This window comes from Dactylosporangium salmoneum, assembly GCF_039532525.1.
In the GTDB taxonomy this organism is placed as follows: domain Bacteria; phylum Actinomycetota; class Actinomycetes; order Mycobacteriales; family Micromonosporaceae; genus Dactylosporangium; species Dactylosporangium salmoneum.
Map to the genome: position 1 here is coordinate 16,690 of NZ_BAAARV010000039.1, position 15,240 is coordinate 31,929.

Annotated in this window: 11 protein-coding genes and 1 pseudogene; 3 read left to right on the top strand and 9 right to left on the bottom strand. The window is 71.9% G+C overall.

The features are described 5' to 3' along the window. Positions 1–41 precede the first annotated feature (41 nt). The 3 genes from ABD352_RS24895 to ABD352_RS24905 are packed head-to-tail and all read left to right on the top strand — an operon-like array spanning position 42 to position 5,532. Positions 42–1,919, top strand: a complete 1,878-nt coding sequence (locus ABD352_RS24895; protein ID WP_344614883.1) for a glycosyltransferase — start codon at positions 42–44, stop codon at positions 1,917–1,919. Beyond that, complete coding sequence (locus tag ABD352_RS24900; protein WP_344614884.1) at positions 1,916–3,778, top strand: FkbM family methyltransferase; 1,863 nt, start codon at positions 1,916–1,918, stop codon at positions 3,776–3,778. The genes ABD352_RS24895 and ABD352_RS24900 overlap by 4 nt, the downstream gene beginning before the upstream one ends. After that, complete coding sequence (locus ABD352_RS24905) at positions 3,775–5,532, top strand: glycosyltransferase (protein WP_344614885.1); 1,758 nt, start codon at positions 3,775–3,777, stop codon at positions 5,530–5,532. The genes ABD352_RS24900 and ABD352_RS24905 overlap by 4 nt, the downstream gene beginning before the upstream one ends. A gap of 22 nt (positions 5,533–5,554) precedes the next feature. On the opposite strand, the gene ABD352_RS24910 is transcribed toward ABD352_RS24905, so the two are convergent. The 9 genes and pseudogenes from ABD352_RS24910 to ABD352_RS24950 all read right to left on the bottom strand — a co-directional run bounded on the left by ABD352_RS24910 (position 5,555) and on the right by ABD352_RS24950 (position 15,091). Continuing rightward, positions 5,555–7,723: a tetratricopeptide repeat-containing glycosyltransferase family 2 protein gene (locus ABD352_RS24910; RefSeq protein WP_344614886.1), complete on the bottom strand. Its 2,169-nt coding sequence runs from the start codon at positions 7,721–7,723 to the stop codon at positions 5,555–5,557. A gap of 70 nt (positions 7,724–7,793) precedes the next feature. Next, on the bottom strand, positions 7,794–8,144 hold the full coding sequence (locus ABD352_RS24915; protein ID WP_344614887.1) for a hypothetical protein: 351 nt from the start codon (positions 8,142–8,144) through the stop codon (positions 7,794–7,796). After that, entirely contained in the window at positions 8,141–8,527 is a 387-nt protein-coding gene (gene fliS, locus ABD352_RS24920) for a flagellar export chaperone FliS (RefSeq protein WP_344614888.1), read from the bottom strand. The genes ABD352_RS24915 and fliS overlap by 4 nt, the downstream gene beginning before the upstream one ends. A gap of 29 nt (positions 8,528–8,556) precedes the next feature. Continuing rightward, positions 8,557–9,915 (bottom strand): flagellar filament capping protein FliD, encoded by a 1,359-nt coding sequence (gene fliD, locus ABD352_RS24925; RefSeq protein ID WP_344614889.1) that lies wholly within the window; start codon positions 9,913–9,915, stop codon positions 8,557–8,559. A gap of 76 nt (positions 9,916–9,991) precedes the next feature. After that, positions 9,992–10,852 (bottom strand): flagellin N-terminal helical domain-containing protein, encoded by an 861-nt coding sequence (locus ABD352_RS24930; RefSeq protein WP_344614890.1) that lies wholly within the window; start codon positions 10,850–10,852, stop codon positions 9,992–9,994. A 215-nt stretch (positions 10,853–11,067) separates the two neighbouring features. Continuing rightward, positions 11,068–11,934 carry a flagellin N-terminal helical domain-containing protein gene (locus ABD352_RS24935; protein ID WP_344614891.1) on the bottom strand — a complete coding sequence of 289 codons (867 nt, stop codon included), beginning with the start codon at positions 11,932–11,934 and terminating at the stop codon, positions 11,068–11,070. A 243-nt stretch (positions 11,935–12,177) separates the two neighbouring features. After that, a complete protein-coding gene (locus ABD352_RS24940) occupies positions 12,178–13,047 on the bottom strand; it encodes a flagellin N-terminal helical domain-containing protein (RefSeq protein ID WP_344614892.1) in 870 nt (289 codons plus the stop codon). Between the two features lie 106 nt (positions 13,048–13,153). Then, a pseudogene (locus tag ABD352_RS24945) lies at positions 13,154–13,928 on the bottom strand (sigma-70 family RNA polymerase sigma factor). Between the two features lie 293 nt (positions 13,929–14,221). Next, positions 14,222–15,091: a sigma-70 family RNA polymerase sigma factor gene (locus ABD352_RS24950; protein WP_344614893.1), complete on the bottom strand. Its 870-nt coding sequence runs from the start codon at positions 15,089–15,091 to the stop codon at positions 14,222–14,224. Between the last annotated feature and the right edge of the window lie 149 nt (positions 15,092–15,240).

Genomic DNA, 15,240 nt, shown 5'->3' on the forward strand with positions numbered 1-15,240 from the left:
GGGCCGGTGTGCGGAACAACACACGCCGGCCCCATGTGGCCGTGATCCTTCCGTCCCGCGACGCCATCGCGTACCGCCGCTGCATCGGACTGGCCCGCCAGGTGGCCGCCCGCGGGTGGGACGTCCTGGCGATCGAGCCGGTCCGCGCGGCCGTCCCGGGACTTCGCGAGATGAGCCTGGAGCAGGGCGTACGGCTCTTCGCCCTCGACATCGCGGCGCCCGACCCCTACTTCGGCGACACGCCCTCGGAGCGCCTGCTGGCCGAGCTGCTGACCGCCCGCGAGGTCGACGTGGTGCACCTGCACCTGGCCGGCGACTTCGCGGACGCCGCCCTGCTGGAGCGCTCCTGGCTGCTGGGCCTGCCGGTGGTGGCGAGCGTGCACGCCGGCTGGCACCCGCCGCGCGACGAGACCGCCCAGGCCTTCCTGGCCGACCAGTTCACCCGGGCCGACCTCGTCTGCATCGCCGACCACCGGGGCCTGCAGGCGGCCTGGCTCGACCCGGCGAGCCCGGTGCTCGACCACACCAGCCCGCGCGCCGGCAAGGGCTGGGCCGACGTGTACGCCGAGCTCGCCGGCAACCTCGAGCCGCCGAAGACCGACCTCACCCTGAGCGTCGTCATCGCCACCTACGAGCGCCCCGGCCCGCTGCGCGACTGCCTGGCCGCCCTGTGCGCGCAGACCCTGCCCCGGGAGAAGTTCCAGGTCGTGGTCGTCGACGACGGCTCCGCCGAGTCCGCCGAGCCCTTCGTCATGCCCTTCCTGGACCGCCTCGACCTCACATTCATCCGCCTGGACCGCAACGTCGGCCCGGGGGAGGCCCGCAATGTGGGCATCGAGGCCGGCAACGGCGACGTCCTGCTCTTCCTCGACGATGACGACGAGGCCGCGCCGCGCTGCCTCGCCGAGCACCTGCGCACGTACGCCGAGCACGGCGACGAGGTGGACGCGGTGCTCGGCTGGACCGGCCCGAGCGCCGACAAGGCCGCCGAGCTGGACGCCTGGTTCGCCTTCCGGGGCCAGGTGTACCGCAGCCACGAGGGCCTGCGGCACCTGACCTTCGGGGACTGGGGCCAGTTCTGGGGCGGGCGGTCGAGCATCCGCCGCTCGGTGCTCGGCGACGCCCGCTTCGAGGTGCCCTTCGCCGAGGACACCGACCTCGCCTACCGCCTGGCCCGCAAGCCGCGCGGGCTGCGCGTGGTGTTCAACCGGCACGCCGTGCAGCGGGTGCGCATCGGCCTGGACGCGCCCGCCCTGATGCGCCGGGCCGGGCGGATCGGGCAGGCCCGGGCGCACCTGGCCGAGCGGCACCCGTCGCTGGCCACCCAGCCGGCCTATCGGGGCACGACGTACGAGGCCACCATCCGCAAGGTCGACCGGCGCATCGACGCCCGGCTGCGGCTGCTCACCGCCGACCTGCCGTCGACCCTGGAGGAGCTTCGCCGCACGCCCGACCCGCAGGGGAAGGGCAAGGGGACGCTGCTGGAGCGGATGCACGAGGACCTGGTCACCGTCTGCACCATCGAGGCCGGGCTCGGCTGGCTGCTGGCCGCGCGCCGGGCCGCCGCCCGGGCCGAGGGACGCCTGCCCCGCATCGGCGTCGGCGCGCGCTCGCCGCTGCTGAGCGAGGTGGCCACGGCGCTGTCGGCCGAGCCCGCGGGCAGCGCGGTGCTCGTGGTCGGGGTGCCGCCGGGGGACACCTTCGCCGGCCATCCGGACATCGGCCTCGGCGTCGTGGTCGAGGTGCTCGCCTGCGACACCCCGGACGAGCTGTGGCGGGCCTGCGACCTGGTCGCCTCGTTCTCCGCGGTGGAGGGCCACGACCCGGCCCGGCACGCCCTGCCGCTGCCGCGGGGCCCGATCGCCGAGACGCTGCGGCGCCTCATCGAAGCGCGCGACCTGGTGGGGAGCCTGCGATGACGGCGGTACTGCAAGACCTGCGCATCCCGAAGGTGATCCACCGCATCTGGCTCGGCGGACCGATGCCCGAGCGCGAGCGGGACCTCGGCGAGTCCTGGCGGCGCCGCAACCCGGGCTGGCAGCTGCGGGTCTGGCTCGACGAGGACGTGCCGCCGCTGGTCAACCAGGCCCTCTTCGACGCGGCCGGGTCGCCGGCGCGCAAGGTGGACATCCTGCGGTACGAAATCCTGCTCCGGCACGGCGGCATCGCGGCCGGCGCCGATCTGGAGTGCCGGCGCGGCCTGGAGCCCCTGCTGGACGGCGTCGAGCTGTTGTGCGTGCGTGAGGACGCCTTCCGGCTCACCGACGACCTGCTCGGCTGCGTGCCCGGCCACCCGGCGATCGCCGCCGTGGTGGCCGCGCTGCCCGACTCCGTGGCCACGCGGACGGGCCGCTCCCGCGACGAGCAGACCGGGCCGGAGCTGCTGACCCGGGTCGTCGTCGAGCAGGAGGCGCTGGGCGGCCCGGCGGCCACGGTGCTCGGGCCGGAGCGGTTCTTCCCGTATCACTGGACGGAGCCGCACCGCGCCGCCGAGCCGTTCCCGGACGCCTACACCGTGCGCCGCTGGAACACGTCGGCGGCGTCGTTGCACCGGTCGGACACGGCGGATCCGCCGAAGCCGGCGCCCGTGGTCGCCCCGCCGGCCGCCGACGGGGTGGCGCGGGTCGTCGTGCTGGTCGACCCCGACCTCGCCGAGACCGCGGCCGTGGTGCTGGCCGGGGCGGTCGAGGTGGCGGCGGCCCTGCCCGGCTCCGAGCTGGCCCTGGTCGTCAAGGGCGTGCCGCGGGTGACCGAGGCCGTCGGCGAGGCGATGGCCGGCCTGGTGCGCCAGCTCGCCGGGCGCCGGGAGCTGCCCGACGTCGTCGTCTACGCCGAGGCCGAGGGGGACGGGCTCGGCGCCGTGGCCCGGGTCGGGATGAGCGCCAGTCCGGCCGACAACGCCCGCGCGCTGCTCGCCCTCGCCTCCGCCGTCGCGCCGCCCTCTCCCGCCCCGGCCCCCGCCGTGCCGGCCAACCTTGGAAGGAAGTCCATGCACGGGACGTACATCGGCAATGATCGGATGCTCATCGAGCTCGCCTACGGCGGCATGCTCGTGGTCCCGTCCGACGACTACAGCCTCATGCCGGCGCTGACCACGTGGGGCGCGATCGAGCCGCCGCTGACCAGATACTTCGCCACCGCGGTACACCCGGGCCAGACCGTCGTCGACGTGGGCGCCAACGTCGGCTACTTCACGGTGCTCGCGGCCCGCCAGGTCGGCGCCGGCGGCCGGGTGGTCGCCTTCGAGGCCAACCCGGCGACCGCCGGGCTGCTGCGCGACAACCTGTCGCTGAACTGGCTGACCGACCACGACATCGTGGTGCGGACCGAGGCGGCGTACTCCGGGAACGGCTCGATCGGGTTCCACGCCTCGTCCCGGTTCGTCGGCGACTCCTCCACCCAGCGGCGCCCCGAGCACGAGCACCGCCTCGACGACATCACCACGATCCAGGTCCCCGCGGTGCGGCTCGACGACGCGCTGGCCCACCTCCCGCACATCGACCTGCTGAAGATCGACATCGAGGGCGGCGAGTTCCACGCGTTCCAGGGCATGATGGGCCTGATCCGGGCCCGCCGCATCGGCCGGATCGTCTTCGAGTGGAACGCCGTCATGCTCGGCGAAGACCGGGCCCCCTTCGCCGGGATCCTGCGCACCATCCGCGACGAGTGCGGCGGCGGCTTCTACGCCCTCGACCAGGAGGGCCGCCCGGCCCCGCTCGCCATCGACCAGCTCGAACAGGTGCCGTTCTACCCGTTCGCGCTCATCGACTTCTCGTGACCGGGCCGCTGCTGCGACCGGACCTGCCGGCGGCGATCGCGGCGGCCCGCCACGCCGAGTACGCGGCGCGCCGGGACCTGCCGCCGACGCCGGCATCCGGCCCGGTCGAGGCCCGCCCGGTCCCGCGCGCGCTGCGCCTGTGCTACCTCATGCCCCGCACCGACGTCGGCGGCGGGGCGCGGGTGCAGTTCGAGCACGCCAACCGCCTCGCCGCCCGCGGCCACGACGTCACCGTGCTCAGCCACTTCGCCGCCCCGGACTGGTTCGACCTGCGGGCCCGCTTCCGCCGCGTCCCCTTCGGCATCGAGCTCGCCGAGGCCGTGCCCGAGTGCGACGTGATCGTCGCCGGCTACTGGGACCAGATCCGCGCCGCGAGGTCGCTCGGTATGGCCCCCGTCGTGCACTTCGAGCAGGGCGACTTCCACCTCTTCGACGCGGTGGACCCGGTGACCTTCGACGTCGTGGGCCGCAACCTGGCCGCCGCCGACGCCACCATCACGGTGGCCGGCACGGTGGCGGAGGTGCTGCGCGAGCGCTACGGCGTCGCCGCGACGGTGGTGCACAACGCCGTCGACCCCCAGGTCTTCACCCCGTCCGGGCCGGCGCCCGCGTCGGATCGTCCTTACGTGCTCTTCGTCGGCTGGGACGGCAACGAGTTCAAGGGCATGGCCGAGATGCGGCGGGTGTGGTCCGCCCTGTCCGCCTCGGCCGACCTCGTCTGGGTGACGCCCCGGCCGCCCCAGGAGCCGCTCGGCAAGGTCGTCATCGCCCCTTCGCAGCCGGACCTGGCCGCCATCTACCGGGGGGCCGCGGCGTATGTGTGCTGCTCGCGGTACGAGTCCTTCTCCCTGCCCTGTCTGGAGGCCATGGCGTCGGGCACTCCCGTCGTGGCCACCCGTAACGCGGGCGTGCTCGAGTACGCCCGGGACGGCGAGAACGCGCTGCTGGCCGACGTGTGCGACGCGGACGGCCTCACCGCTCAACTGCGCCGCGTGCTCGACGAGCCGGGCCTGGCCGACCGTCTGCGCGAGGGCGGCCTGGCCACGGCGGCCCACTACTCGTGGGACGTCATCGTGGGCCGGCTGGAGGACTCGTACCGCTCGGCCCGCGCCGTGTGGACCGGCGCCGCCCCGGGCGACGACTGGCAGTTCGACCTGTCCGGCCTGCACTTCGCCGAGCCCGGCGCGCTGGAGCGGCTGCGGCAGCGGGCGGCCGCGACGACCGCGGGCGCCATCGCCGTTCCGGTGGCGTTCCCGGTCTTCGAGGGACACCGGGCCGTGCGCTGGCGGGTCGTGGGGCGGCGCTTCGGCGGAGGCCCCGACGTGCTGCGCGCCTACCTCCCGGCCTTGTCCGACACGCCGCCGCGGGACCTGCCCTACCCGCAGGCCCTGCGCGACTTCGGGGCGGGCCGCATCGAGGCGGCGCTGGCCGGGTTCGTGGAGGCGTACCGCGGCGACACGGAGGGCCGGGTGCGCACCGCCGCCGGCCGCTGGATCGCGCTGACGCTGCTGGAGCTGGGCCGCGACGCGGAGGCGGCCGACGTGGTGGCCGGCGCCGTGGAGGCCTTTCCGGACCACAGCGACTACCACTACCTGCAGGCCATGACCGCCCTGCTGACCGGGCGGCGGGTGGACGCGGAGGCCTACGTGTCGACGCTGGAGCTGCTGGGGCCGGCGACCCGCTACGACGAGTGGTTCGACGACCCCGTGACCCTGATCCGCGAACGCCTCCTGGCCGCGTCCGCCGCCTCCTGACGGCGGACGCGCGGCGTGGCCGTCAGGCGTCGGCCAGCTCGATGCTGGCCGACACCCGCGGGGCCAGGATGCGGATCTCGTCCAGCACGGCGGCGCTCTGCTCGTCCGGTACGTCCGTCAGCGCGTCGTTGAGCAGCGGCAGGGCGGCCTCGTCGTGGAACATCTCCAGGGCGATCGCGGCGGCCAGGGTGCGCTCGCGCGGGGTGCGGCGGACGTCCTCGGACAGGGCGAGGAGGGTGCAGCGGTCCGGGAAGCCGTGCTGGCGCAGGCGGGCGGACCACTCCATGGCGCGGATCAGCGGGACCTGGCGACCCACGCGGGCGGCCAGGGTCAGGACGGTGGGCTCGCCGGGGTACCGCCGCCAGAGCGCCTCCAGCAGCTCGTCCGCCGCCTCCGGGGGCGCCTCCGCGATGCTGAACAGCAGGCCGCGCACGCTCTCGCGGGGCAGCAGCTCGGCGACCTCGGCGAGGGAGCCGTCGGCGGCGCCGAGGACCTGGGCCATGCGGGCCACCGGGATCGCCACGCGGCCGTCGCGCAGGGCGTCGCGCAGCACCTCGGCGGCCTCGTGCAGGCGGTCCAGGCGGCTCAGGGCCTCGATCTCGACGTTGGCGAAGCGGCCGCGGCCGACGCCGTAGAGCAGGTCGTTGGCGCCGGACTCGGGGAGCTCGGCGATGATCTCCAGGGCGCGCTCGTAGTTGCCCTCGGCGAAGCGCAGCTTGATCTCGTGTTCGCCGACCGTGAACTCGGCGGTGGCCGTGTCGCGCAGCTCCTCGACGGCGGCGTTGGCGTCGTCGAGGCGGTTCTGGGCGATGTACGCGTCGGCCAGCACCTTCAGGAAGAGGACCTTCTGCATCCGCTCGGTGGCCTCGGTCAGGCCGCGCTTGGCGGTCGCGATGGCGTCGTCGTAGTGGTGCGAGCTGAGCTGCGAGCGGGCCAGGTTGCCCACGGCGTTGAGGCCGTTGAGGTCGTCGGCGGCGAGGGTGGCCAGGCGCAGGTTGCGGGCCGCCTTGTCCTTGATCACGCCGCGCAGCGGGGTGTAGCCGGAGTGGTCGAGGACCATGTCGGGGAGCATCTCGTGCGACAGCGGGCGGCCGGTGACCCGGTCGATCACCTGCTCGTGCAGGCGGCCGTAGATGCCCGCGTGCGCGCGGCGGAAGAGCCTCGGGTAGTAGATGGTGCTCGAGCCGGCGCGGCCCTCGTGGCCCTCGTGGTTGTCGATGGTGACGAAGAAGGAGCTGCGTTCGCCGTACTGCATCGCCTCCCGCACCGCCCGCGCGTCCCCGGCGAACACCTCGTCGGCGTCGACCCACAGCGCCCAGCGGCCCCGGCAGTGGGCCAGGCTGCGCATCCGGGCGTCGCCGAAGTGGTCGTTCCAGAAGCCCTCGATCACCGTGGCGCCGTGCTCGCGGGCGATCTCCACCGTGCGGTCGCTCGATCCTGTGTCATAGACGACGATCTCGTCCGCGAGCTTGCGCAGCGCGGTCAGGCAGCGGGGCAGCACGTCCTCCTCGTCCTTGACGATGAGGCTGGCGGACAGCAGCGGGGCGTCGGCCGGCGGGTCGGGCAGGCGCAGCCCGCAGGCCGGCGAGGCCACGTGGGCCACCAGCGACGCCTGCGCGATGACGATCCGGCCCTGCTCGGCCAGCTCCGCGTACGGCAGGTCCGGCGTCGCCCCGCCGGCGATGGCCAGCGCGTCGCGGCGGATCGCCACGCACACCGGTCCGAGGCGGTCCACGTCGGTCATCTCGCCGCGGTGCGCCTGGCGCCACTCGCGGGCGTAGGCCTTGAACGCGGCCGGGTTGGTCATCGCGGCGTCGGGCAGGTCGGTCTGCTGCGGGCCGTAGCTGTGCTGGCAGCGCGGGCCGGCCGCGACCACCGCCGGGTCGCCGAAGGCCTCCAGCACCGGGTCCAGCCAGTGCGCGGACAGCACGACGTCGCCGTCGACCAGCACCACGACGGGGTGCCGGGTGGCGGCCACGCCGTCGGCCCACGGCACGTCGCCGGTGCCCTCGATCACCCGCAGCCAGTCCTGCCCGCGCAGCTCGGTGCGCAGTTCGGGGCGGTCGGCGGGCAGCACGCAGACGACCTCGTCGCGCATGCCCAGCGTCGGCCGGAGCGATTCGAGGCACGCGTGGAAGTCGTCGGGGCTGCCCCCGGCGGCCACGATGACGGACACCGGGATGTGGCTCATGCTGCCCAGATCGGCAACTTCGGGTGCTTTACAAGGGTTTTCTGGTTGCCGTTGTACGTCCTGAGCTCCGTCAGGCCCGGTTGTCCACGAACACCGGGGGCGGCTGGCCGCCCGGGCCTTCCCGCTGGAGGCGGGAGACCAGGCGGGCCTGCTGCCGGTTGCCGGCGATGGCGATGGAGAGCTCCCGGGACAGGTCGAGCTGCCGCTGCACCAGCCGGCGGGCCCGCTCGGTCAGCTCCAGGGGCAGCGGCCCGATCCCTACCGGCGGCGCGAACAGCGCGTGATCCGACGTCCGCTGCAGCATGTCGCGGTGACGCAGCATCTCCTCGACGGCGTCGGCCTCGAGCTCCATCGCCTCCAGCGCCGCCGCCCAGGCCTCGGTCCATTCGCTGTCGTGGCCGGTCCGGCCGGGCGCGGTCACGACCCGTTCGCGGCCACCTGCGCGGCCGCCTCCCGCCACGCGTCGCGCAGCTGCTCGGCGAAGCCCTGCACGGTCTCGATCCGCGCCCGGTCGCCGGCCACGTTCGACTGCACCAGCTCGTTGATCATGTAGCTGTACAGCGACGCGAGGCCGGGGCCGCCGCTCCACACCGAGGTGTCCAGCGTGGCGCGCAGCTCCATCAGGATCTCCTGCGCGTGGTACACCCGGCTCGAACCCGTGTTGCGGTCGCCCGACTCGTAGGCCTGCCCGGCGATCATCAGGTCGAGGACCAGCCGGTCGTACAGCATCACCAAGAGCTGCGCGGGGGGCGCGGTCGAGACGCTGTCGCTGACGTACCGGTTGCGCAGCGCTTGTGTCGTCATTCAGGCTCCAGGACCGTGAGGGGGCGGTTTTAACCCAGCGACGAGAGCTGGCCGGCCAGCCAGCTGGACTGGTTCTTCAGCGAGCCCAGCGCCGTCTCCATGGCGGTGAACTGCTTCTGCAGCGTCTCCTGGCGGGCGGCCAGGCGCACGTCCCAGTCGCTGATGTTGTTGTTGAGGTCCTTGATCATGGAGTTGCCGCTGGTGATCAGCTGCGCCAGGGTGCCCGTGTTCGACTGGGTCGCCTTGGTGGCCATCGCGACCATCTTGTCGGCCAGGCCGTTGCCCGCGTTGGTGCCGGTGGCGACGAAGTACGACTGCGTCTTCACTGGATCCGAGTTGAGCGCGTCGGTGAACTTCGCCTTGTCGAACGACAGCCGCCCGTCGCGGGTCAGCTCGATGCCGACCGACTTGAGGCTGCCCAGGTCGCCGGCGCCGCCCGAGACGGTCTGGATGATCTGGGTGGCCAGCAGCTGCATCGAGGAGTTGCCGGCCAGCACGCCGCCGGGCACGTCGCCGCTGGCGTTCTTCGTCTGGTTGCCGATCTCGGTCAGCGCCGCGTTGGCCGCGTCGATCATCGCCTGCACCTTGCCGGCGATGCCGTCGGTGTCGGCCGTGACCCCGACCGTGACCGGGGCGTCGCTGGCCGACTGCACCTTCTTGGCCGTGATCGTCAGGCCGTCCATGAGCCCGGTGAACGTGTTGGTGGACGAGGTGACCGTGATCGGGGGGTCCGCGTCGCCGAGGGTGAGCTGCGCGTCGCTGCCGGTCGTCGAGATGACGTCGGCGCCCAGGCCGTCGATGCCCCCGACGGTGAACGACGAGGCCTCGCCCGTCGTCTTCGAGGTCAGCTGGAGGGTGTACTCCCCGGGCTTGAGCTGGATCGCGGAGGCCTTGACGCCGATGTCCGAGGCGTTGTTGATCGCGTCGACGATGCCCTTGAGCGAGTGGTCGGCGCTGATGTCCAGGGGCTTGACGGTGCCGTCCGGGAGCGTGATGGTCAGCTGGTCGGCGCTGGTGATGTTGTCGCTGGTGGCGCTCACGTGGCCGCCGGTGAAGATGTGCGACTCGGCGGCGGCGAGCTTGTTCACCTTGAAGGTGACCGAGCCGGCCATGTTGCCGCCGGTGGTGCTGGTGGTCGCCAGCACGGCGTCGGAGCTGGACGTCGCCATGGCGCCCTTGAAGGCGAGGGGGTCCGCCAGCGCCTTGGCCGCGGTCAGCAGCGCACCCATCTTCGTGTTGATCGTCTGGTACGACGAGACGACCTTCTGCTGGGTGCTGACCTTGGCCTTGAGCGCGGTCTGGGGCGCCGCCTCGACCTGCATCAGCGACGCGATGACGGACGAGGTCTGCATGCCCGAGACCAGGCCGTCGACGCTTCCGCCAACCATGCCGGACCTCCTTCTTCGGGGTCTTGAAGGCGTCCGGGGAGGAAGACCGTGGTCTCCCTCTCCGGACGGTTACGGGTTACCGCAGCAGCGACAGCACGTTCTGTGGTGCCTGGTTGGCCTGGGCGAGCATGCTGGTGCCGGCCTGGGTCAGGATCTGCGAGCGGGTGAACGACACCATCTCCTGGGCCATGTCGGTGTCGCGGATGCGCGACTCGGACGCGGACAGGTTCTCGACGGCGACGTTGAGGTTGTTGATGGTGTGCTCGAAGCGGTTCTGGTACGCACCGAGCGACGCCCGGGCGGTGGACACCCCCTTGATGGCGGTGTCGATGGCGTCGATCGCCGACGCCGCCCCGGTCACGAGGTCCAGGGACCCGATGCCGAGGCCGGTCGTGTCGAACCCCGTCACCGCGGTGATGTTGCCGAAGGCCGTGTTGTCCAGGCTGACCACGATCTGGTCGGCCGCGGACGTGTTGGCGCCCACCTGGAAGGTCCCGATGAACGGCGAGTTCGAGGAGTCCAGCAGCTTCTGCCCGCCGAACTGCGTCGTCGTGGCGATGCGGTCGAGCTCGGCAGTGAGCTGGGTGAACTCGGTCTGCGCCGCACCGCGGGCGTCGGAGTCCTGGGCACCGGTGGAGGCTGCCTGGACCGACAGGTCGCGCATACGCTGCAGGATCGAGTGCGTCTCGGTGAGCGCACCTTCAGCGGTCTGTACGACCGAGATGCCGTCCTGGGCGTTGCGCACGGCCACCTTCAGGCCGCCGATCTGCGAGCGCAGCCCCTCGCTGATGGAGAGGCCGGCCGCGTCGTCGGCGGCGCGGTTGATGCGGAAGCCGGAGGAGAGTTTCTCCAGCGACTTGCCCATCTGGGAGTCGGTGACCGAAAGGTTGCGGTAGGCGTTCTGCGCGGCAATGTTGTTGTTGATCCGAAGACCCATGGCGTTCCTCCTTGAGTCGTCCAGGGTCCGGCCGTCCATGGCCTCGAGCGCTTCTTCTCCGGTCCAATCGGTCCGCGCAGGCACCGGTTGAGGGCGAAGGTCGCGTTTTACGGATCTGGGGTCGGGCAGGAGGATCGCCGGAGATGTGGCAGGGCACGGCGCCCTGGCTGGATGCCGTGCCCTGTCGTGTCCTCAAAGGGTCAGGCCCGTCAGTCCTAGCGCAGCAGCGAGAGGACGTTCTGCGGCGCCTGGTTGGCCTGGGCCAGCATGCTCGTGCCGGCCTGGGTCAGGATCTGCGAGCGGGTGAACGACACCATCTCCTGCGCCATGTCGGTGTCACGGATCCGCGACTCCGAGGCCGAAAGGTTCTCGACCGCGACGTTGAGGTTGTTGATGGTGTGTTCGAACCGGTTCTGGTACGCACCCAGGGTGGCCCGGGCGGTGCTGATCCCCTTGATGGCGGTGTCGATCGCGTCGATGGCCGAGGAGGCGCCCGACACCAGGTCCAGCGTGGCAACGCCGAGACCGGTCGAGTCGAAGCCGCTCACCGCGGTCACCCCGCCGAACGCCGAGGCGCTCAGGTCGACCGCGATCTGGTCCGCCGTAGAGGTGTTCGCACCCACCTGGAACGTGCCCTGGTAGGCCCCACTTCCGCCGCTGACCGCGAGCAGCTTCTGCCCGCCGAAGGAAGTGGTGGAGGCGATGCGGTCGAGCTCCGCGTTGAGCTGCGTGAACTCGGTCTGCGCCGCCGCCCGTGCATCGGAGTCCTGGGAACCGGACGACGAAGCCTGAACGGACAGGTCACGCATGCGCTGCAGGATCGAGTGCGTCTCGGTGAGAGCACCTTCAGCGGTCTGCACGACCGAGATGCCGTCCTGAGCGTTACGGACCGCGACCTTCAGGCCGCCGATCTGGGACCGGAGACCCTCGCTGATGGAGAGGCCTGCAGCGTCGTCGGCCGCGCGGTTGATCCGGTAACCCGACGACAGCTTCTCCAGCGACTTGCTCATCTGGCTGTCCGTCACCGACAGGTTCCGGTAGGCGTTCTGAGCAGCGATGTTGTTGTTAATGCGAAGACCCACGATCTTCCTCCTTGAGTCGGGTCAAAGCCGGTCCATCCGTGGTCCGGTCGTTCTTCAGATCGGCACCTCGCCTTGTCACTGAAGGGTTTGGACCGGAAATTTCCTGGTCAGGCCGCTGCGTGCGGCGCGAAATGTCGGGCGCCGGCGCGCCACGACATTTCGGACTTTTCGCCTGTCAGGTCAAATGACAGATAAGCCGGGCGCACTGCGCCCGGCTTATCCGGTTCAAGAACTACGCCCGATTTAGCGGAGCAGGGACAGGACGTTCTGCGGCGCCTGGTTGGCCTGGGCCAGCATGCTCGTGCCGGCCTGGGTCAGGATCTGCGAGCGGGTGAAGGACACCATCTCCTGGGCCATGTCGGTGTCGCGGATGCGCGACTCGGACGAGGACAGGTTCTCGACGGCGACGTTTAGGTTGTTGATGGTGTGCTCGAACCGGTTCTGGTAGGCACCGAGCGTGGCCCGGGCGGTGGAGACGCCCTTGATGGCCGAGTCGATCGCGTCGATGGCCGACGCCGCGCCCGTGATCAGGTTGGCCGAGGCCACGCCCAGGCCGCTCGAGTCGAAGCCGGTCACGGTGGTGACGGAGCCGAACGCCGAGGCGCTCAGGTCGACCGCGATCTGGTCGGCGCTGGAGGTGTTGGCGCCCACCTGGAAGGTGCCCTGGTAGGCCGAGCCACCGGACATGCCGACGCCGAGCAGCTTCTGGGTGCCGAACGACGTGGTCGAGGCGATGCGGTCGAGCTCCGCGTTGAGCTGCGTGAACTCGGTCTGGGCGGCGGTGCGGGCGTCGGTGTCCTGGGAGCCGGACGAGGAGGCCTGCACGGACAGGTCGCGCATGCGCTGCAGGATCGAGTGCGTCTCGGTGAGCGCGCCTTCAGCGGTCTGCACGACCGAGATGCCGTCCTGGGCGTTGCGCACCGCGACCTTGAGGCCGCCGATCTGCGAGCGCAGGCCCTCGGAGATGGACAGGCCGGCCGCGTCGTCGGCGGCGCGGTTGATCCGGTAACCCGAGGACAGCTTCTCCAGCGACTTGCTCATCTGGGTGTCCGTCACCTGCAGGTTCCGGTACGCGTTCTGGGCGGCGATGTTGTTGTTGATGCGAAGACCCATGACGTTTCCTCCGTGAATGTGGGTCGAATCTCGCGAGCCGTCCTTGGCCCGCTCGGTGTTCTCATCGGCGCCGCGCCGTTGCGGCTGAGCCGTTGTGTCCTAGCTCTCAGTGACTCTGACCAGGCATTTTTGGCATGCCGAGGTGGTTGGTCAGGGCCAGCCGGTCGCCGAGTCCGCCCTGGGCGGCGATCTGCGCGTAGTACGCCTCCCGCCGGCGGGCGACGCACCCGTCGCTGCGCCCGGGTGCCCCGACGAGGTGGGGGTCGAGGTGGTTGTTGAGCCCGTCGCGCAGCAGCACCAGGGCCTCGGCGCGCAGCTGGCTGATGCGTGACTCGGTGACGCCGAGCTCGGTGGCGATGTCGTTCATCGGGCGCTCGTCGAAGAAGTACGCGGTGACGACCCGGCGAAGGCGCTCCGGCAGGGCGTTGACGGCGTGGTGGAGGTACCCGATGCGCTCCCGGTGCAGGATCAGGTCCTCCGGGCCGGCGGTCCGCTCGGGGACCACGTCCTCGGCCGTGCCGGCGGCGAACCCCTGCAGCGACAGCACGACCGCGCGCTGCACGTCGTCGTCGAGGGACGTGAGCTCGTCGACGGCCACCCCGAGCGCCTCGGCCAGCTCGGTCTGCGTGGGCGTGCGGCCGAGCCGCGCGGTGAGCTCCTGCTGGGTGGTCTCGACCTTGCGGGCGCGGGTGCGCACCGAGCGGCTGGCCCAGTCCAGGCCGCGAAGCTCGTCGAGCAGGGCCGCGGATGCGCGCGGACGCGAAGCTGCCGAACGGGATGCCGCGCGCGGGATCGAACGAGCGGGCGGCCCCCGCGAGCGCGGCCATGCCGGCCGAGACGAGGTCCTCGCGCGAGACGTGGGCGGGCAGCCGGCCGAGCATCTCGCGGACGAGGTGCCCGACGAGCGGCAGGTGGCTGCGGACGAGCTCGTCGCGCTCGGCGCCGGTGGTGTGTTCGGTACGGATCGCGGTGCTGGTCACGGCAACCTCTTCGTGGCAGTGAGTGGGTTCTCGTGTGGGCCCTTCCGGCCCGGCAAGATCCAGCCTCAGTCACGTTGGGTACACAAATGGTCGCTCTAGGTTGCTAACCGGTTGTTGTCCGCGGCCCCTGGGGGTCGTACTGCTCGGGCCGGCGGCGTCCGTGCCGCTGGCGTCGACCGTGGGGTTCTGACCCGTCAGGCGGCCTTGGGCATGCCCAAGGGAGTCGTGACGGCGAGGCGGGCGCTCAGGTCGCCCTGCGCGGCGATCTGCGCGTAGTACGCCTCCCGGCGGCGGGCCACGCAGCCGTTGCCGGCCGGGCCGGCCAGCAGCTCCGGGTCGAGGTGGTTGTTCAGGCCGTCGCGCAGCAGCACCAGGGCCTCGGCGCGCAGCTGGCTGATGCGCGACTCGGTGACGCCGAGCTCGGTGGCGATGTCGTTCATCGGGCGCTCGTCGAAGAAGTACGCGGTGACGACCCGGCGAAGGCGCTCCGGCAGGGCGTTGATGGCCTGGTGGAGGTACCCGATGCGCTCCCGGTGCAGGATCAGGTCCTCCGGGCCGGCGGTCCGCTCGGGGACCATCTCCTCGGCGGAGCCCGCGGTGAAGCCCTGCAGCGACAGGATCACGGCGCGCTGGACGTCCTCGTCGATGTTCTTGAGCTCCTCGACGCCCACGCCCATGGCCTCGGCCAGCTCCTGCTGGGTCGGCGTGCGGCCGAGGCGCGCGGTCAGCTCCTGCTGCACGGTCTCGACCTTGCGGGCCCGGGCGCGTACCGAGCGGCTGGCCCAGTCCAGGCCGCGCAGCTCGTCGAGCAGGGCGCCGCGGATGCGGCTGGTGGCGAAGCTGCCGAAGGGGATGCCGCGGCTCGGGTCGAACGAGCGGCCGGCGCCGGCCAGCGCGGCCATGCCCGCCGAGATGAGGTCCTCGCGGGAGACGTGGGCGGGCAGGCGGCCCAGCATCTCGCGGACCAGGTGGCCGACGAGGGGGAGGTGCGAGCGCACCAGCGAGTCGAGCTCCGCGGCGGTCAGGGTGGTGGGCGCTTCGGCGGCGGCGATGGTCGTGGTCACGGCAACCTCTTCGTGGCAGGAGTTGGTCGAGAACCAATCTCGGGAGCCGGGGGTGCGAGGCCGGGTGACGCAAAGTTGCAGACCGGTTGTGCTCAACCGGCGCATCGAAGTGCCGAAGTATCGGGGCGAGAACTGGCGGAGGAACGGGA